The sequence below is a fragment of the Actinoplanes rectilineatus genome (assembly GCF_000962825.1).
Lineage (GTDB): Bacteria > Actinomycetota > Actinomycetes > Mycobacteriales > Micromonosporaceae > Actinoplanes > Actinoplanes rectilineatus.
The window spans coordinates 34,362-52,260 of record NZ_JZKF01000023.1; the positions used below are offsets into that span (position 1 = coordinate 34,362).

19 protein-coding genes and 1 tRNA gene are annotated in these 17,899 nt (G+C 69.7%); 10 read left to right on the top strand and 10 right to left on the bottom strand.

The window, feature by feature from the left end; translation table 11 throughout:
- The 8 genes from WH85_RS19005 (at position 1) to WH85_RS19040 (ending at position 7,911) form a co-directional block, all read left to right on the top strand.
- Positions 1-1,233, top strand: a complete 1,233-nt coding sequence (locus WH85_RS19005; RefSeq protein ID WP_045743251.1) for a type II secretion system F family protein — start codon at positions 1-3, stop codon at positions 1,231-1,233.
- 96 nt (positions 1,234-1,329) lie between these two features.
- The gene (locus tag WH85_RS19010; protein WP_045743252.1) at positions 1,330-1,800 is read left to right on the top strand and encodes a prepilin-type N-terminal cleavage/methylation domain-containing protein; all 471 of its coding nucleotides are present in this window, start codon (positions 1,330-1,332) and stop codon (positions 1,798-1,800) included.
- Between the two features lie 61 nt (positions 1,801-1,861).
- Positions 1,862-2,644 carry a prepilin peptidase gene (locus tag WH85_RS19015; RefSeq protein WP_045743253.1) on the top strand — a complete coding sequence of 261 codons (783 nt, stop codon included), beginning with the start codon at positions 1,862-1,864 and terminating at the stop codon, positions 2,642-2,644.
- Between the two features lie 28 nt (positions 2,645-2,672).
- Positions 2,673-3,695 carry a type IV pilus assembly protein PilM gene (gene pilM / locus WH85_RS19020; protein ID WP_045743254.1) on the top strand — a complete coding sequence of 341 codons (1,023 nt, stop codon included), beginning with the start codon at positions 2,673-2,675 and terminating at the stop codon, positions 3,693-3,695.
- Positions 3,695-4,405 (top strand): PilN domain-containing protein, encoded by a 711-nt coding sequence (locus tag WH85_RS19025; protein ID WP_045743255.1) that lies wholly within the window; start codon positions 3,695-3,697, stop codon positions 4,403-4,405. Before pilM ends, WH85_RS19025 begins: the two co-directional genes overlap by 1 nt.
- Positions 4,405-4,980, top strand: coding sequence for a type 4a pilus biogenesis protein PilO (gene pilO, locus WH85_RS19030; protein WP_045743256.1), 576 nt, complete (start codon positions 4,405-4,407; stop codon positions 4,978-4,980). Before WH85_RS19025 ends, pilO begins: the two co-directional genes overlap by 1 nt.
- A 51-nt stretch (positions 4,981-5,031) precedes the next feature.
- Positions 5,032-5,979 carry a metallopeptidase domain-containing protein gene (locus WH85_RS19035; RefSeq protein ID WP_045743257.1) on the top strand — a complete coding sequence of 316 codons (948 nt, stop codon included), beginning with the start codon at positions 5,032-5,034 and terminating at the stop codon, positions 5,977-5,979.
- Positions 5,980-6,138: 159 nt separating this feature from the next.
- The gene (locus tag WH85_RS19040; protein ID WP_083449093.1) at positions 6,139-7,911 is read left to right on the top strand and encodes an FG-GAP-like repeat-containing protein; all 1,773 of its coding nucleotides are present in this window, start codon (positions 6,139-6,141) and stop codon (positions 7,909-7,911) included.
- Between the two features lie 64 nt (positions 7,912-7,975).
- Here the strand turns inward: WH85_RS19040 and WH85_RS19045 are convergent, their stop codons facing one another.
- From WH85_RS19045 to WH85_RS19055, 3 genes are all read right to left on the bottom strand, one after another.
- Complete coding sequence (locus tag WH85_RS19045; RefSeq protein ID WP_045743258.1) at positions 7,976-8,254, bottom strand: excalibur calcium-binding domain-containing protein; 279 nt, start codon at positions 8,252-8,254, stop codon at positions 7,976-7,978.
- 304 nt (positions 8,255-8,558) lie between these two features.
- Positions 8,559-10,643, bottom strand: coding sequence for a helicase-associated domain-containing protein (locus WH85_RS19050; protein ID WP_157411082.1), 2,085 nt, complete (start codon positions 10,641-10,643; stop codon positions 8,559-8,561).
- A 129-nt stretch (positions 10,644-10,772) separates the two neighbouring features.
- On the bottom strand, positions 10,773-10,976 hold the full coding sequence (locus WH85_RS19055) for a helix-turn-helix domain-containing protein (protein ID WP_245674000.1): 204 nt from the start codon (positions 10,974-10,976) through the stop codon (positions 10,773-10,775).
- Positions 10,977-11,023: 47 nt separating this feature from the next.
- On the opposite strand from WH85_RS19055, the gene WH85_RS48810 reads away from it, so the two are divergent.
- Entirely contained in the window at positions 11,024-11,128 is a 105-nt protein-coding gene (locus WH85_RS48810) for a type II toxin-antitoxin system YoeB family toxin (RefSeq protein ID WP_083449094.1), read from the top strand.
- 169 nt (positions 11,129-11,297) lie between these two features.
- On the opposite strand, the gene WH85_RS19060 is transcribed toward WH85_RS48810, so the two are convergent.
- Positions 11,298-11,370, bottom strand: a tRNA-Ala gene (locus WH85_RS19060).
- 92 nt (positions 11,371-11,462) lie between these two features.
- Entirely contained in the window at positions 11,463-12,020 is a 558-nt protein-coding gene (locus tag WH85_RS19065; RefSeq protein ID WP_045743259.1) for a YqgE/AlgH family protein, read from the bottom strand.
- Positions 12,021-12,133: 113 nt separating this feature from the next.
- Between WH85_RS19065 and WH85_RS19070 the strand changes: the two genes are divergently transcribed.
- Positions 12,134-12,940 (top strand): S-methyl-5'-thioadenosine phosphorylase, encoded by an 807-nt coding sequence (locus tag WH85_RS19070; RefSeq protein WP_045743260.1) that lies wholly within the window; start codon positions 12,134-12,136, stop codon positions 12,938-12,940.
- Between the two features lie 2 nt (positions 12,941-12,942).
- On the opposite strand, the gene WH85_RS19075 is transcribed toward WH85_RS19070, so the two are convergent.
- Genes WH85_RS19075 through WH85_RS19095 form a run of 5 tightly spaced genes read right to left on the bottom strand, consistent with a single transcriptional unit; the run spans position 12,943 to position 17,564 of the window.
- Complete coding sequence (locus WH85_RS19075) at positions 12,943-14,148, bottom strand: ABC transporter permease (protein WP_045743261.1); 1,206 nt, start codon at positions 14,146-14,148, stop codon at positions 12,943-12,945.
- Entirely contained in the window at positions 14,142-14,810 is a 669-nt protein-coding gene (locus WH85_RS19080; protein WP_045743262.1) for an ABC transporter ATP-binding protein, read from the bottom strand. Before WH85_RS19080 ends, WH85_RS19075 begins: the two co-directional genes overlap by 7 nt.
- On the bottom strand, positions 14,807-16,138 hold the full coding sequence (locus WH85_RS19085) for an efflux RND transporter periplasmic adaptor subunit (RefSeq protein WP_045743263.1): 1,332 nt from the start codon (positions 16,136-16,138) through the stop codon (positions 14,807-14,809). Before WH85_RS19085 ends, WH85_RS19080 begins: the two co-directional genes overlap by 4 nt.
- Entirely contained in the window at positions 16,135-16,695 is a 561-nt protein-coding gene (locus WH85_RS51630; RefSeq protein ID WP_045743264.1) for a hypothetical protein, read from the bottom strand. Before WH85_RS51630 ends, WH85_RS19085 begins: the two co-directional genes overlap by 4 nt.
- A complete protein-coding gene (locus tag WH85_RS19095) occupies positions 16,692-17,564 on the bottom strand; it encodes a hypothetical protein (RefSeq protein ID WP_157411084.1) in 873 nt (290 codons plus the stop codon). Before WH85_RS19095 ends, WH85_RS51630 begins: the two co-directional genes overlap by 4 nt.
- Positions 17,565-17,899: the final 335 nt, after the last annotated feature.

Consider the following 17,899-nt stretch of genomic DNA (forward strand, 5'->3'; position numbering starts at 1 on the left):
ATGCCGACGACGAAGACGTTCTCGTACCACTCGATCGACGCCGCGGGGAAGAAGGCCAAGGGCACGATCGAGGCGCCGAACGAGGCGGCGGCGACCAGTCTGTTGCGCGGGCGCGGCGAGGTGCCGCTCGGTCTCACCGAGGCCGGCCAGGGCCTGCAGATGGAGCTGAAGATCCCGGGCTTCGGCGGCAAGGTGAAGCTGAAGGACCTCGCGGTCTTCTCCCGGCAGTTCGCCACGATGACCGCCTCCGGCATGTCGCTGCTCCGCTCGCTCGCGATCCTGGAGGAGCAGTGCTCCTCCCCGCCGCTGAAGAAGGCGCTCGGCGAGGTGCAGGCCGACGTGTCGGGCGGCCACGGGCTCTCCCAGTCGATGGCCAAGCACGACCGGGTCTTCCCCCGCCTGATGGTCGCCATGGTCCGGGCCGGCGAGACCGGCGGCATGATCGACCAGGCTCTCGAGCAGATCGCCGACAGCCTGGAGAAGGACACCGCACTCCGCGGCAAGATCAAGAGCGCCCTGACCTATCCGGCGATCGTGCTGGCGTTCACCTTCATCATGATCGCGGGCGTCCTGATCTTCATCGTCCCGATCTTCGAGGGGATGTTCAAGAACCTCGGTGGTGAGCTTCCGGCCATCACCCAGTTCCTGGTGGACGCCAGCCACAACATGGGCTGGATCGGTCCGCTGTTCATCGGCACCGGGGTCACCACGAGCATCGTCTACAAGCGGCAGATGCGGGCCAGCGAGAACTTCCGGCTCAAGGTCGACCAGCTCAAGATCAAGATGCCGGTGTTCGGGCCGCTGATGCGCAAACTGGCGATGAGCCGCTTCTCCCGCAACCTGGGTCTGCTGCTCAACGTCGGCGTACCGGTGATGCAGGCCCTCACGGTGGTCGGCGAGACCACCGGCAACGAAGTGATCAACGCGGCGATGAAGGACGTCCAGGCCGCCGTGCGGGACGGCCAGACGATGTCCTCGTCACTGCGCCACCACAAGATCTTTCCCGTGATGGTCACCCAGATGATCGAAGTCGGGGAAGAAAGCGGTCAAATCAGTCAGATGCTCGACAAAGTTGCCGACTTCTACGACAGGGAAGTGGACGACGCCGCCGAGTCCCTGACCGCCTCGATCGAACCGATCATGGTGCTCGTCATGGGCGGCGTGGTCGGCGGCCTGGTCGTCTGTCTCTACCTGCCGATGTTCACGATCTATCAGAACATCCAGTCGAGTTGACGCCGGTCTCCCGACCGTCCCCGACGGCCGGCAGCACCACCGGGCGCCCGAGCCCGGCTCCCATCCTCGCCCCGCAGCCCACTGGAGGCACAGCACATGCACGACATCATCGACCGGCTCCGCACCAAGAAGGACGACGAGGGCTTCACGCTGATCGAGCTCCTGGTCGTGGTGGTCATCATCGGCGTGCTCGTCGCGATCGCCGTGCCGGTCTACCTGAACTACCGCCAGGGCGCGGCCGACAAGTCGGCGCAGTCCGACGTGCGCGGCGCCATCAGCGCGGTCGAGCAGTTCTACACGAACAACGGCAACACCTACCCGGACGCCACCACCGCGGACGGCACCGTCAGCAAGCTGACCCTGAGCCTCGCCGCCGGCGGCTCCGCCTCGACGGTCACCCTCTCGGACAAGACCAAGCTCGGCTACTGGAAGGAAACCCCTGGCGGCACGTACTACAAGATCTGCGCTACCAGCGGAAACGGCAGCGGAAAGTGGTATGTGTACAACAGCCAGGAGGGTGGCTCGGTCAAGACCTCGACCGCGCTGACCCTGACCACCTGCGCCTGATCCACCACCGGAGGGTCCCGGGCGCCCGGCCCGGGACCGCCGTGACCGAAGAGGGGAAGCCATGCCGTCCGAGGTCCTGCTCGTCGTCACCGGCGTGCTCGGGCTCGCGGTCGGCTCGTTCCTCAACGTGGTGATCCACCGGGTGCCCCGGGGCGAGTCGCTGCTGCGGCCGCCGTCCCACTGCCCGCACTGCGAGCACGGGATCCGCCCGCTGCACAACATCCCGGTGATCGGCTGGGTGCTGCTGCGCGGCCGGTGCGCCGACTGCCACACCCGGATCAGTGCGAGATACCCACTCGTCGAGATGGCGACCGCCGCACTGTTCGTGGCGGTGGCCGCCCGGTTCGGCTGGTCCTGGGAGTTGCCCGGCTACCTCTACCTGGCCGCCGTGGCGATCGCCCTGGCCGTCATCGACCTGGACGTCCTGCGGCTGCCGGACAGGATCGTCATTCCGTCGTACGCCGTCGCCCTCGCCCTGATCCTGCCGGCGTCGCTGGCCGGCGACCACCTGTGGGCGGTGGGCCGGGGCCTGCTCGCGGCCGTGCTGCTCTACGCCGTCTACTGGATCCTCGCCGGCTGGGGCATGGGCGGCGGCGACGTCAAACTGGCCCCGCTGCTCGGGTTCTACCTGGGCTGGCTGGGCTGGCCGGCGGTGGCGATCGGAGCGATGGCCGGCTTCCTGCTCGCCGGGATCGTCGGCATGACGATGATCATGCTCAATGTGGCCGGCCGCAAGAGCCGGATCCCGTTCGGGCCCTTCATGCTCGCCGGCGCCTTCCTCGCGGTGTTCGCCGCGACACCGGTCGCCGAGTGGTACGCCACCCACCTCATGCCCGCCGTCTGACCACCACCATCCGAGGAAGGGAGCGCCGATGGCCGGCTCCACGCCGATCGGGCTGGACATCGGCTCGTCCTCCATCAGGGCGGTCGAGGTGCGCCGTACCAAGGACGACTACCAGCTGATCAACTTCGGCCAGTTCCCGCTGCCACCCGGCACCGTGGCGGCCGGCGTGATCCAGGACCCGGTCGCGGTCACCTCGGCCCTCAAACAACTCTGGACGGCCAGCCGGTTCGGCACCAAGCGGGTCAACCTCGGCGTCACCAACCCGCAGCTGGTGGTCCGCGAGATGTCGATCGCCAACCTGCCGCCGAACCAGATGCGCCAGGCCCTGCCGTTCCAGGTCAAGGAACAGCTGCCGCTGGCCGTGGACCGGTCCCTGCTCGACTTCTTCCCGCTCGAGGAACCGGGCGACAACCCGACCGTCCGCGGGCTGCTGATCGCCATGCCCAAGGACGCGGTGGTGACCCTGGTCCAGGCGGTGGAGAAGGCCGGCCTCTGGGTGACCGGGGTGGACCTGGCCTCGTTCGCGCTGCTGCGGGCCGCGTCCCGGCTGGACTCGCAGGTCGAGGCGATCGTGGACATCGGCGCCAACATCACCAGCGTGGTGGTGCACGCGGACGGGGAACCGATCTTCGTGCGTACGCTCCCCCGCGGCGGCAGCGAGATCAGTGACAGCATCGGCACCCGCCTCGGCATGCCGACGGCCGAGGCCGAGGCGCTCAAGTGCCGCTTCGGCCTGCACGGCGACGGCAACCGGGACAGCGTGGCCGCGATGATCGACGCGGTCCGCCCACTCGCCAGCGAGCTGCGCAGCTCCTTCACCTACCTGGCCTCCGGCGAACGCCAGAAGCAGGTGACCCGGATCGCCCTGTGCGGCGGCGGTGCCCTGATGCCCGGCCTCGCCGAACACCTGCAGGAGCAGCTCGGCGTCGCGGTGATGTACGCGGACAGCGCCACCCGCCTGCGCGACATCCGCAACGCCCGCGAGCGCGGCTTCGACAGCTTCGTACCGTCCGGCGCGGTTTCGATCGGACTCACGCTGGGAGTGTCCTGATGACCGTTCTGATGCCGCTGGATCCGACGGTCACCCCGCAGCAGGCCGCCCGGGTCCTGTCGATCCGGGCCAACCTGCTGCCGCCGGAGATCCATGACAGCCGGCGGGCCCGCCGGACCCGGACGATCGTGCTGTTCACGGTCGGCCTGGTGATCCTGCTCCTCGGCCTCTGGTACGCACACGCCTCGGTCCTCAAGAGCGACGCCGACACCGAGTACAACCAGACCCTGGAACAGCTCGCGGCGGTCCAGCAACAGCAGCAGAAGGACGAGAACGTCCAGAAGCTGATCAAGGTGCAGAACGGCCAGACGCTGCTGAAGAAGGAACTGAAGGCGATCGAGGCCGACGACCTCTCCTGGGCGAACGTCCTCGACCTGGTGAAGAAGACGGCCGACACCGAGGAGGTCGTCATCACCCAGGTCTCCGCGCTCCTGGACGACCAGGCGGCCGCCACCACGACGACGAGCAGCACCACCGTCGGCACCGTCCAGATCACCGGCACCGCCCCGAACAAGAAGGGGGTCGCCGACTTCGTCGACGCGCTCAGCCAACTGGAGAGCCTGGCCAACCCGTTCGCGAAGAGCGTGACCGGGGCCGCCGACGACCTGAAAAACGAGAAGACCGTGAACTTCTCGCTCTCGGTCAGCATCACCGACAAGGCGCTCTGCGGCCGGTACAGCGACAAGACCTGCGAAAGCAAGGGCAAGTGATGGGCGGGCTGCGCGTCGACCGGATCTGGCTCTTCGGCGGGCTCACGCTCATCGTCGTGCTCATGGTCGCCAGCTGGTTCCTGCTGATCAACCCGAAGTACGCCGCCGCCGACGAGGTGCAGACCCAGACCGGGGAGACCTCCACCCAGCTGGCCAAGATGCGCAGCTCGCTGGCCGAGTTGAAGACCCAGAGCGAGAGCCTGTCCTCGTACAAGGCCGACCTCCGGACGTACCAGGCGGCGCTCCCCCTGAGCAGCAACACCAACAGCCTGCCGGCCTTCCTCAAGCAGCTGCAGTCGATCGGTGTCTCGCTGCAGGTCGCGGTCAACGGGTACAGCGCGGCCGACCCGGTCGTCTCCGAGGAGATGCCGTCCGTCTCGCAACTGGCGATCACGCTGAACGCCAGCGGCTCGGTGGAGAACCTGAGCAAGTTCCTGCGCAAACTGCAGCAGGTGCAGCCACGGGCGGTGCTGATCCAGAGCGCCCAGGCGCAGTACAACGCCGACGACACGATGAGCATCGCGCTGAGCCTGAACGCGTTCGTCACCAGTTCCACCACCGAATCGGTGGATTGATCGGCCGACCGGCCGAGACACCGGGGAGCGTGCGCCGGGATTGAATCCCGTATGCGTTCTCCCGCCCGTACCCTGCCGGCGCTCGGGGCCGTGGCGGCGCTCGTGCTCACCGTCCTCGCCGTGCTCGCCCCGCCGGCCACCGCCGCGACGGTGCAGCGGCGGGTGGCGGTCGTGCTGTTCGACTTCGCGGACAGCAAGCTGCGGAGCGTCCCGGATCCGCTCGGCGACGCCGCCGGCTGGTTCGACGCGGTCTCCGGCGGCCGGTACCACCTGGTGCCGGCCGGGGCGCCGATCGGACCGGTCCCGCTCGGGTTCCCGGCCGCCTGCGACACCGACCGGATGGGCGCGGCCGCCCGGGCCGTCCTCGCCGCGCACGCGGTGGACTACGACGCCGTCACCATGGTCTTCGCCAACGGTGAGGCCCGCTGCCCGTGGTCCGGCCTGGCCTCGATGCCCGGCCGCTACACCTGGATCACCGAGGGCCTCTCCCCCGGCGGCGTGGTCCACGAGTTCGGGCACAACCTCGGCCTCACCCATCAGCGGCTCCTGCGCTGCCGGTACGGCGACCTGGGCGACTGCACGGCGAGCGACGAGGGCACCCGCAGCCCGATGGGCGGGGCCGGCGACGACACCGGGCTGAGCGCGCCGGAACTCATCCACACCGGATGGCTCACCCCGCAGGAACAGGTGACCGTCGTCCGGCCGGGCCGCTACCGGCTCGGACCGCTCTACGGCGGCGGCCCGGGACCCCGCGCGCTGGTCATCCCCCTCGGCCGGGACCGGCTGGTCCTGGAGAACCGCAGGCCGGCGGGCCGCCTGGACGGCCGGGTCCGGGGCGTGCACGCCTATCTGGTGCCGGGCAACGCCTTCCACCGCTCCGCACTGATCACCACGGGCCGGTCCGCCCCGATCACCCGGCTCACCGACCGGGCCGCCGGCCTCACGATCACCGTCGGCGAGACCGGAGATGCGTCCGTCACGGTCTCCGTCGTCCTTTGAGGGGTACGCGTGAAGCAGGGACACATGAGCAGTGCGTGAATATGTATGATCTTAAAGTTACCGATGGCAAGTCTCGTTTGAGCTGGGCTTTCGCGCCATCACACCCTGAATAGTCCGCCCGGGCCGCGTTTCGTGGCGGACCGGAAAGGCTGCCGAACCATGCCATCCCCCAGTCGCCGCCGAGCCGTGACAGCCGGCCTCGCCCTCACCGGCACGACGATCCTCCTCAGCGGCGCCGCCGCCCACGCCGTCCCCGGTGACACGGTGGCCGGCACCGCGTACGCCTTCACCGCCCGGGTGGCCATCGGCGCCCCCGGCGTCGGCACCAGCTGCACCGGCGCCCTGGTGGCGGCCTCGTGGGTGCTCACCGCCCGCGCCTGCACCGACCAGACCGGCACCCCCACCACGCCGATCACCGTGACACTCGGCGGGCAGCCCGTCGCCGTCACCCGGGTCGTACCGCACCCCGACCGTGACGCCGCCCTGCTCCGCCTGACCACCCCGGTCACCACGATCACCCCGGTCGCCCTCGGCACCACCGCCCCGGCTGCCGGCGACACCCTGCGCGTGATCGGCTACGGCCGGACCGCCGACACGTGGATCCCGGACGCGAAACACGCCACCACCGTCACGGTCACCGGCGCGGACAGCACCACCCTGACCATCGACGGCGACACCACCACCTGCAAGGGTGACTCCGGCGGCCCCGCCGTCCGCGAGACCGGCGGCACCGCCGAACTCGTCGCGATCCACCGGAGCTCCTGGCAGAACGGCTGCCTCGGCGCGCCCGCAACCGACAACCGGGGCGGCGTGGAGACCCGGACCGACGACCTCGCCACCTGGATCCGCGCCACCGCGATCCCGGGCTGCAACGCCACCGGCGAGGTGATCACGGCGGACCAGAGCGGGGGCTTCGTCCGCACCGCCGACCTCACCGGCGACTGCCGCCACGACATCGTCGACCAGAACGTCGCCGGTCAGCTCCGCGCCTGGCCCTCCTCCGGCAATCTGTCCGCACTCTTCACCGGCGCCGGAACGGTCGTCGGCGCCGGCTGGACGACGACGAACATCGAACGCGTCGTCACCGGCGACTTCAACGGCGACGGCAAAGCGGACGTCATCGGCCAGGACTCCACCGGCCAGCTGCGCGCCTGGGCCGGCACCGGCGATCTGTCCGCCGACAGCAGACTCCTCGTCGGCGCCGCGACCATCGTGGGCACCGGCTGGACCACGACGAACATCCAGCGCATCATCACCGGCGACTTCAACGGCGACGGCAAGACCGACATCATCGGCCAGAGCTCCACCGGCCAGCTCCGCGCCTGGGCGTCGACCGGCGACCTCTCCGGCGACAGCAAACTGTTCGTGGGCGCCGCCGCGATCGTCGGCACCGGCTGGACCCCCACGGCCATGCCCCGCATCCTCACCGGCGACTTCAACGGCGACGGCCGCACCGACATCATCGGCCAGGACTCCACCGGTGTGCTGCGTGGCTCCGTCTCCACCGGCGACCTCACCGCCCTGTTTCCCACCGCCCGCGTCGTCGGCAACGGCGGGTGGACCACGGCCAACATGCCGCGCATCGTGACCGGCGACTTCAATGGCGACGGCCGCACCGACATCATCGGCCAGGACTCCACCGGTCAGCTGCGCGCCTGGGCCGCGACCGGCGACTTCTCGGCCGACAACCGGCTGCTGGTCGGCGCCGCCACGATCGTGGGCACCGGCTGGACCACGACGAACATCCAGCGCATCATCACCGGCGACTTCAACGGCGACGGCCGCACCGACATCATCGGCCAGAGCTCCGCCGGTCAGCTCCGCGCCTGGGCGTCGACGGGTGACCTCACCGCCGACAGCAAGCTCTTCGTGGGCGCCGCCGCGATCGTCGGCAATGGGTTCACGCTGGCCGCGTACCCGCGCGTCTTCTGACATCTGTTTCCGACAGCCGGTGGGGCCGCCCTCATGTCGGGCGGCCCCACCGGCTGTTCCGCGGTCAGCGCTTCTCGCAGGCCACGCCGTCCTTGTCCCGGTCCATCTTCTTGTTGGCGTTGTACAGCGCGTTCGACACCTTGAAGTTGGTGACCGGCTTGGTCTTGCCGCGCACCTTGTCCTTCGCGCCCTTCTTGCCGACGCCGTGCTTGTACGTCTTGTTCAGGGCGGTGCAGTTCTTGTACGTCTTCGCCGCGGCGGCTGCCGGCGTAGCGGTCACGGCGACCGCCCCACCGAACGCCAGAGAAACGGCGAGCAGGCCGCGGGTAAGGATTCGGGTCATCAATTCTCCTCCAGGTCCGGCCCGCAGGTTATCGATCGCCCACCACTCACGAAAGAGACCCGGAAAACACCCGATCCCCGCCTTCACCAGGCGAGACACCCCGAATCCGCGGTTGCCGGAGAATGCTTTCGGCCCGACGGATTCGCCCGATCGGAGTCACCCGCCACCCTCATGCGGCACACCGGAAGACCATTCGGCGCCCACTGTGCAATCTCGGACAACCGCTCATCACCGATCGTCCGGCCGGCCACCGCGGAAAGTGGATCCCCCAGCCGGCACCATCCCCGGCTCGGCGCGGCCGGAGTCAGCGGTGACCGAGCAACCTTCGTGCCATCGTCGCCGGATCTCCGAGTGCAGGCGCAGAAAACCCCTCACCCATGTCGGCGTGGGGCGGCGGTGCGGCGCGGCGACGTTGCGGAACCTCGATCATCGGGCTGCCATCAGCGCGGATGCCCGAGGGCGCGTATCCCGCCGCGCGTAGCGCGGCGAGGGTGTCGGCCTGTGCCTTGGCGCTGATCAGTACGGTCGGGGCGAGCCGGACCAGCTCCAAGGCCCGCAGTGAGCGGGTGTTGAGGATCTCGGTCAGCAGGGTCTCGTCATCGCTGCACAGGCAGCACCCGGCAGAACGCACCTGGACCCGGCCGTGCCGGCGGGCTACGTCCTCGATGAGATAGGTCAGGGTCTGTGGCACACGGCCGCCCTCGGCCGCCTCGGTGAGACGCGCGATCAGGTCCTCCGGGCCGTACCCGGCATCGAGGGCGGCGCGGACGCTTGCCGGAGAGAAGCGCCAGGTCCAGGCCCCGCTGCGAGATTCCTGGGTGGCGATGCCGTCGAGCAGGGCGAGAAGAGCCGCCGATGGGGTGCCGGTCACCACCGCGGTGAGGTCGTTCGGCAACAAGACCGAGTCGCGGGACCGGGGCAGCATCGCTTCGGCGTGCCCACGGGCGGCGTCACGGCCACCGTCGAACAGGACACGGCCGAGCGTGGTCATCGTGCCATGGGCGAGCAGAGCCAGTCGGTGCGCTTCCCGCCAGATCCCTGTGACGTATCGCTCCAAGTCATCGTCGCTCTGGTCGGTCAGGACAGGGCTCTCCCAGCTCAGTCGTGCCGCAAGGGTGCCGGGATCGGTGGCTTGTCCTTCGGGAACGACGCCGAGGACCGTACGCATGGTGAGAGCGCGCAGGCCGGTCAGGATCAGTTCCTCCTCCTCGTCCCAGTACAGGATGCGGGCGGACGGTCCGGTCGGATCGGGTGGCGCGAGCGGAGAGGCGGGCATGGTCAGCCAGTCCTCGATGACCTCGAGCAACTGGTCGGCGGGCTCGGCGCCCCCGAAATCGTCATAGGCCGTCGACGGTGTGAGGCCGGCCTGTGACGCCTCAGTCAACCCGCCTGCCGCGAGCAGTTCGACGGTCAGACGGGTACGGTCCTCGTCCTGACCGGATGCTTTCGCGATTCGGCGCAACTCCCGCACGCCGAGGCCACCCGTCTTGAGCAGCGGGACCGGGCCGGCGCTCATCGCTTCGACCACCGCGGTGATCGCCGCGAGAGTCTCCGTCGCGGCGGCCGCCGCCTCGCGCTCCACGATCGCCGGATCGATCGGCTCGAGCGTCACCACCGGCGGCCGCGGCCGAAACGGAGCCCTGAAGCCCTCACGCAGGGCGAGAGCGACTTCACGTGGCATCTCGCTGACGTTCCACATCGAACGAATGAGCAGTCCGCGTTCGACAGCCCACGGCAGCACCATCCCGGGAGAGCCGAACATCGCCCCCGGCCGGCCGAAGAGAGAGTCCGACTGCCGCGCCAGGTCGCCGAGCTGACCGCGGACCTCGGCAGGCGCCTCGGCCACGAGCCGACGCACATTCTCCGGCTCGGCCAGCCAACCGGCGAGCGCCGTGATCAACTCGTCTTTACCTCGCCCCGTGGCGGAAACGCCGTACAGCTTCGCCAGCTTGCGCAACTCGGTCATGTTCCGCGTGACGAGAAGGTCAGCGGCACCGGCGCCGAGTCCCAGCGGATGCGGCCACATCTCGCTCAGGTGAGCTGCGGCAAGGCCACCTGCCCTCGGCCAGACGAGAACGAGTGCCGTGAGCCGCCTCAGCGCCCCCGCCAAGTCCGCATCATCTTCCGGTACGCCCAGCAGCCCCGCGAGCCGAACCGTGGTGCAGCCGTCACCCAGTGCGGCAGCAGCCTCGCCCACCTGCAACTGCGGCAGGGCCAGCAACGCGCAGGCCCCCGCCATCGACGAGGGATGCAGCAGACGTTCGGCGAGCTTGTCGACGGTCTTGGGAACAGGTTCGATGGTCGCGTCACGCCGCATCGCAACGAGACCGGCGAGCTGGTCTTCAGTCAGCGTACGAAGGTGGGCGGCAAGCGTGGCGTGAGAGGACACGCCGCCAACCTACGGGCTGGCGGGACCGTGACCGACGTTCCGGACCTCGAACGAGTGATGGTGTCGCATGAATCCCGGTGCGGATGCCTCGCTCGGTCGTGAACGCCCCATGCTCGGCCCGCCCCTGCTTCAGGCGATCTGCCGAAGGTCGCTGCCGTAATCGAAGATGATCCGCATCCGGGCACCCAGCGCCCGCGCGTACCGGCTCAGCGTCGCCACCTCGTTGACGTCCAGATCACCGTTCTCGATCTGGCTCACGCGCCCCGGCGAGACGCCCATGAGCTCCGCCACCTGCTTCCCCAGGCGTTTCGCTCCCGGCCGGATGAGACGCACCGACTCCCCACGCCTGGGAAGACCACGACGGCTGGTTACGCCGAGGCATGAAGATGGCCCGGCGCATCAACGACGAACACCGGCTCATCTACCGCGTCCGTGGCGGCGACCTGGAAATCGCCGCCTGCCACGGCCACTACCTCGACAAGTGATAGCGGCCCGAGCCACGCTGCCCTCCTGACGGATCGGACAGCCCGGGAAACAGCCTGAGTCCGCAGCATCGTCGCCTCAATCGAACGCCCAAAAAATCGAACGCTTGGTCGGCTCGATGCTTGATGCAACAAAAACGCCCGGACCAGAGGTCCGGGCGTTTTTCAAGGGTGGAGCTGAGGGGACTCGAACCCCTGACCCCCACACTGCCAGTGTGGTGCGCTACCAGCTGCGCCACAGCCCCTTGCTGCACTTCTTTCTTGCGGTGTCCCCGGCGTTTCCCCCGGGCACGCTGGAAATATTACACGCCCCCACACCCCCCTCTGAAGGGCCCCCCTAGTTCAGCGAGACGTCCGGTGGGAAGTGGGCGACAGCAGCGAGGATGTCGCCCTGGCGCTTGAGGACCATGGCCCACAGGTCGTCGGGGCGTTCCACGAAGGGGTCGCCGGGGAGGGCGTCGAAGACGAACCAGGAGCCGGCGGTGATCTCCTCCTCGAGCTGGCCGGCGGACCAGCCGGAGTAGCCGGCGAACACCCGGATGCCGGCGACGGTGTCGCGCAGGCGGTCCGGGTCGGCGGAGAGGTCGAGGGTGCCGAGGGCGCCGCTGACCGGGTGGAAGCCGGACACCCTCCGTTTCACCTCGGGGCGGGTGCGGGCCAGGCAGATGGCGGACTCGGGCTGGACCGGGCCGCCCTCGAAGAGGACCGCCGGGTCGCCGGCCAGGTCGCCCCAGGTGCCAAGCACCTCGGACACCGGCACCTCGGTCGCCCGGTTGAGGACGACGCCGAGGGCACCACCGCTTTCGTGTGCGACCAGCAGCACGACCGTACGGTCGAAATTGGGGTCTTTGAGCGTGGGTGTAGCGACCAGAAGCTGCCCGGTCATCGACTCCATCGACCGGCCTCCGACTCGCTGCCCCTCACCGAACACGTGCTCCCCGCCGTCCGCTCGACGTAGTCATGCCTCGCACATTAGCTTGCGATTCCGGCCCCCGATAAGGTCTGCTCATGAACCCGCCACCTACGGCAGCAGAGATCGGCGTCATCGGCGGCTCCGGGCTCTACGCGCTCCTGGAGAACGCCACGGAGCACGAGATCGCGACGCCCTACGGAGCACCCTCGGACAAGATCACCGTGGCCGAGGTGGGTGGGCGCCGGGTGGCGTTCCTGCCGCGGCACGGACGTGATCACCGGTTTCCGCCGCACCGGATCCCCTATCGGGCGAATCTGTGGGCGCTGCGCTCGCTGGGTGTGCGCCAGATCCTCGCGCCGTGCGCGGTCGGCGGCCTGCGGCCGGAGCTCGGACCGGGCACGTTCGTGGTGCCCGACCAGCTGATCGACCGCACCAGCGGGCGGGAACAGACCTACTACGACAGCGGCGCGGTGCACGTCTCGTTCGCCGACCCCTACTGTCCGGCGGGCCGGGCGGTGGCGCTGGCGTCCGCCGCACGGGTGAACGCTGTGGACGGTGGTGCCATGGTGGTCGTGGAGGGTCCACGGTTCTCCACCCGGGCCGAGTCCCGCTGGTTCACCGCGATCGGCGGCGCGGTGGTGAACATGACCGGCCACCCGGAGGCGGTGCTGGCCCGCGAGCTGGCCCTCTGTTACACCTCGATCGCGCTGGTGACCGACCTGGACGCCGGCGTCGAGGGCGACCACGGTGTCACCCAGGAGGAGGTGTTCTCGGTCTTCGCGGAGAACACGGCCCGGCTGCGCGAGGTGCTGCTGGACGCGGTCACCAGATTGCCGGCCGAGCGCACCTGCCCGTGCAAGGACGCGCTCGAGGGCATCAAGCTGCCGATCGAGCTGCCTTAAAATCACCGGCGCAGCGCCTCGACGGGTTCCACCCGGGCGGCGCGCTGTGCCGGGTACACCCCGGCGAGCAGCCCGACGACCGCGCCGACGGCCGGCGCTGGCAGCACCGCCCAGGTGGGCAGAAGCGGCGTCCAGTCCTGGGCGACCGCGGCGATCACCACGACGGTGATTCCGGCGGAGGTGCCGACCAGGCCGCCGAGCAGGCCGAGCGTGGTCGATTCGGTGAGGAACTGGGCGGCGATGTGGGCGGGCCGGGCGCCGAGTGCCCGGCGCAGGCCGATCTCGTTGGTGCGTTCCAGAACGGCGACCAGGGTGGTGTTGGCGATGCCGATCGCCCCGATCACCAGGGAGATTCCGGCGAGGGTCAGGAACAGCACGTCGAGGTCGCCGCTGACCCGGCTGCGCAGCGCCTTGGGGTCCGGTGCGGCGGTGACCTGGAAACGTTGCGGCGCGTCCGGGCGCAGGGCGAGGGCGACCTGGCCGGCGACCACGGCGGCCGCGCCGAGCCGGGTCTCCACGAGCATCTCGGCGCGTTGCGCGGTGGGCGGACCGTACAGGTCGTAGGCGGTGGCGGCCGGCAGCACGATGCCGAACAGCAGATCGGGCAGTCTGGCGGCGTCGTCGATGATGCCGAGCACGGTGAACGGTGTGCCGTCGACGAAGACGGCCGGGTTGCCGTCGAGCCGGGTGATGCCCAGGTTCGCCGCGGCGACCGAGCCGAGCAGCGCCACGTGTTCGTGCCGTCCGGCGTGGAAGGCGTCGAAGCCGCGCCCCTGGGTGAAGGTGGGCCGGGCCGCCGCCAGCGCGGACGGATCCATCGCGATGATCGGCGGGGTGCCTGCGCGGCTCGTGATGCCGGGTGCGCCGCTGACGGACGGTTCGGTGAGTGGGACCGGCCACCAGCGGCCGGCGTGTACTACTCCGCCGATCTGTTCGACCAGGCCGGAGGCGTCGTCGGGGAAGGACATGGCGCTGTCGGTGCTGCCGGTGACGCCGATGTCGGCCACGGTCACCTCGGTGGCGGCGAGTTCGGTGAACCGTCTGTCGATCTGCCCGCCGGCGGTTGCGGTGAGTCCGAGGACCGCCACGAAGGAGCCGACGCCGAGCGTCGTGCCGAGCATGGTCAGGATCGACCGCGCGGGCCGTTGTAGCAGGCCGGCGAGGGCTTCCTCGGCGATGTCCGGCAGCCGGAAACGCGATTTCAGCACAGCACACCGTCACGGATAGTGACCGAGCGTTGGCCGCGGCTCGCCACCGCACCGTCGTGGGTGATGACCATCAGGGTCATGCCGTCCGTGTTCAGTTCGGTGAGCAGGGACAGCACCGAGGCGGCGTTGTCGCTGTCCAGGTTGCCGGTCGGTTCGTCGCAGAGCAGCAGGCTGGGCCGGTGCAGGATGGCGCGGGCGATGGCGACCCGCTGACGTTCACCGCCGGAGAGGGTGTTGGTCAGGGCGCCGGCCCGATGGGCCAGGCCGACGCGTTCCAGCGCTTGCGCCGCTGCCGCGAGACGTTCCTTCTTGGGTACGCCTGCGTAAAGCGTCGCGAGTGACACGTTCTCGACCGCTGACCGGTAAGGCATCAGGTGGAACGCCTGGAACACGAAGCCGATCCGCCGGCCGCGCAGTGCGGTGCGTTCATTCTCCCGGATCGTCGCCACGTCCACCCCGTCGAACCGGTAGGTTCCGGAGGTCGGCCGGTCGAGGAGGCCGACGACGTTGAGGAAGGTGGACTTGCCGGATCCGGATGGTCCGACCACGGTGACGTATTCGCCGGGCCACACCTCGAGGTCGACGTCGCGTAGTGCTGGGACGGGCGGCGGGCCGGGGTAGGTCAGCCCGACCGCGGTCAGCCCGATGACGGGCCCGCTCATCGGGCCGCCCCCACCACGACGCGATCGTTCTCGGTGAGTTCCCCGTCCACTTCGACGTATCCGTCGCCGGAGACGCCGGCGCGTACCTCGATCCGGGTGGTCGTCCCGTCCGTGCCGGCCACGGTGACGGTGGTTTTGCCGTCGGCGCCGGCGGACACCGCGGACAGCGGCACGACCAGCACCTTCTTCTCGGTTTCGGCGGAGACGACGCTGACCCGGACGTCCTGGTCGGCCCAGCTGTCGTCGAGGCTGCCGGTGACGTCGACGGTCATCGGGTGGTATGCCGCGTCCTGACTGTCCGGGTCGGTGGTCAGGGCGCCGATCCGGGTGACGGTGCCTTTCGCGTTCTCGCCCAGGGTCTCGGAGGCGATCTCGACGGCCATCCCGGCGTGGACCAGTGCCGCCTGATCGCGCCGGATCTTGACGCTGACCGCGAGGTCGCCGATCGCCAGGGTCAGGAACGGTGCGGTCACGGGCTGGCCGACCTTCGCGGTGATCGACGCGACCCGGGCCGGGAAGGACGGCACGAACACGTATTCGCTGTGCGGGACCATCGGGCCGGTGGTGGCGACCAGATCGTCGTAGGCGGTCCGCGCCCGGGCCGCCTGTTTGACCAGACGCGCCCGGGTCCGTTGCAGTGCCGGCCGGGCGGCAGGGGCGGCCGCGGCGATCTCCGCGTCGAGGTCGGTCAGCGCGTCTTTCGCCTCGTCGACGGCGGCCTGCGCGTCGGCGACGGCGGCCGCGTCGGTACGCCCGCCGGCCCCGTCGGTAGCCGCGGTGTCGTATCCGGCCTCGGCGTACAGGGCCCGTACCGCCTTCTTGGTGGCGCCGCCGTAGTAGCCCTTCCGGTCGCCGCCGGCATAGTGGCCGAGTTTCCGTAGCGCCGTCTGCAGCTGGATGATGTCGGTGCCGCTGTCGCCGGGTTTGAGGTCCCGGTAGCCGGGCACCTTTCCGGGCAGGGCGATCAGTGGCCGCCCGGATACCGCCGCCATCACCTGGCCGCGTGCGACCTGCCGGCCCGCTTTGATGTGCAGCGCGGTGACCACCTGTGCGGCCGCGCCGTCCACGACCGGGGTGACTTCCAGTTGCCCGGCCGGCACGACCGTGCCACGGGTGACCAGCGTGCTGGTCAGGACCCGTCGTTCGACGGCGGCGGTGAGTACCGTCAGTTCCGGTGCGGCCGCTTCGGCCCGTTTCTCCTCCGGGGACTGGACGACCGTGGCGGCGGCCAGTCCACCGGCGCCGATGATCAGGGCGATCACCGGCACCAGGATCGCCAGCCGTCGGCGTCGCCGTGCCGGGTCCCCCTCGCTGACGGTTCCGGTCATGCCGACGGGGTTCCGGCGTTCGGCGTCGCGGCGACGGTCAGGGACGGGTAGACGGGCCATTCCGGGGCGTCCGGGGCGGGCGACTCGCCCGGCCATCGGCCGGCGACGTCGACGCAGGCGTGGAAGGCCGTGGTGTAGGCCGTGTCCGCGTCCGTGGCGACCAGCAGGTCCTGCTCCACCCGGGGGTAGTGGGCGACGCCGGTCTCCAGGCATCCGCGGACGAAGTACCAGAGCCGGTTGCCCTCGTCGTCGGCGACCTCCCGGCCGTCCTCCAGGCTCTTGTACAGCGCCGTCCGCGGGTCTCCGCACGCGGCGTCGGCTTTCGTCAGTGTGTCGCCGGCGCCCCGGGTCGCCTCCACATAGATCCCGGTCACCGCGGTCACCGTGGCGCCGTTCGCCCGGAGGCAGTCGGCGTACGCGGTGACCAGCGCATCTTCCTGCGGGATCAGGCCACGGCCGGAGCTGGGTGTGCCGAGGTCGACCGCGGGTTCGTCGTTCGTCGTGCACGCGCCGACGCCGAGCAGCGGGATCAGCGCCAGAAGCGCGAGCCGCCTCACGCCTTGCCGCCGATCACCGAGGCGGCCACGCGGATCCGGGTCTCGAGTTGGGTGCGGAGCGCGGTCAGGTTCTGTTCGTTGCCCGCGATGGCCCGGTTCTGGTAGGCGCTCTCGACGGCGACCCAGGTGTCGATCAGGCCGGTCTCCTTCTTGCATTTCACGTCGGCGGTGGCCAGCTTGATCTCGGTTTCGGTCACTGTGGCCGCGCTCATGAAGGACTCGCCGTCCACCGCGTCCGGGTCGGGATAGTCGTATCCGGCGGCTTTCATGCAGGTGCTCCATGCGCCGAAGGCCGCCTGTACCCGGCTGTCGGCCCGGGATTCCTTGAGCGAGGTGATGCTCAGCGTCTGGGCGAGGTCCCAGTCGACCGCCTCCGGGTCGGCGCCGTCGGCCAGTTCCCGGTCGGCTTCGCCCCGGCAGCCGCCTTCGGGTACGTCGACACCGCTGACGTCCTTACCGTTGAGGATCGACAGGGCCACCCCGGTGACCGCCGGCTCTTCGGGTTTCTCCGCTTCGAAGGGTGGGCGGTATCCGTACACCGCGGCTTCGGTTTCGTCGGTGATGCCGTAGCGGCGTTCGTTGACCGTCATCGGGAACGGTTGCGGCATGGCGGTCGCCGCGATGGTGTATCCGAACCGTTGCAGGCACTTGAGGGCGATCAGCATCCGGCCGTACTCGATCTGCCGTTCCTGTTTCCGGTCCGGCCGGTAGGGATCCAGGGGCAGGGTCAGGCTTCGCACGTCGGCGACGGTGGTGGGCTGCACCGCCGGTTCGCCGGCCGCCTCCACTTCGGAACCACAGGCTGTAACCGTGGTGAGCGCCATTCCTATCGCCAGCAACGCCGCGACCCGCCGCGCACGAAACCGCATGAGAATTCCTATCGGTCAGACGATCACCGGAGTGCCGGAGCACTCCGGTGATCACCACCAACCCTGCCGGTCGGTGCGCGAACTTTATGAATCACCGAGCGTTCCGGCAAGCCCTTCGCCCGAGAAAAGGACGTCCGGCGCAATCGTTGTGCGCGCCGGACATCGCGCCCGCATTTCGGCTCCGGCCCGGTGACATTCCACGCCGCCAAACGTCACCAACCGGACCACCGCTCACGCTGCGTAGCCATCAGCAGGCTAACCGCCCGCTGTGCCTCAGCTGAGGTACGGATAACGCCCTGATAACAAAAAGCCGAGAGGCCCTGCTCCACATCGCG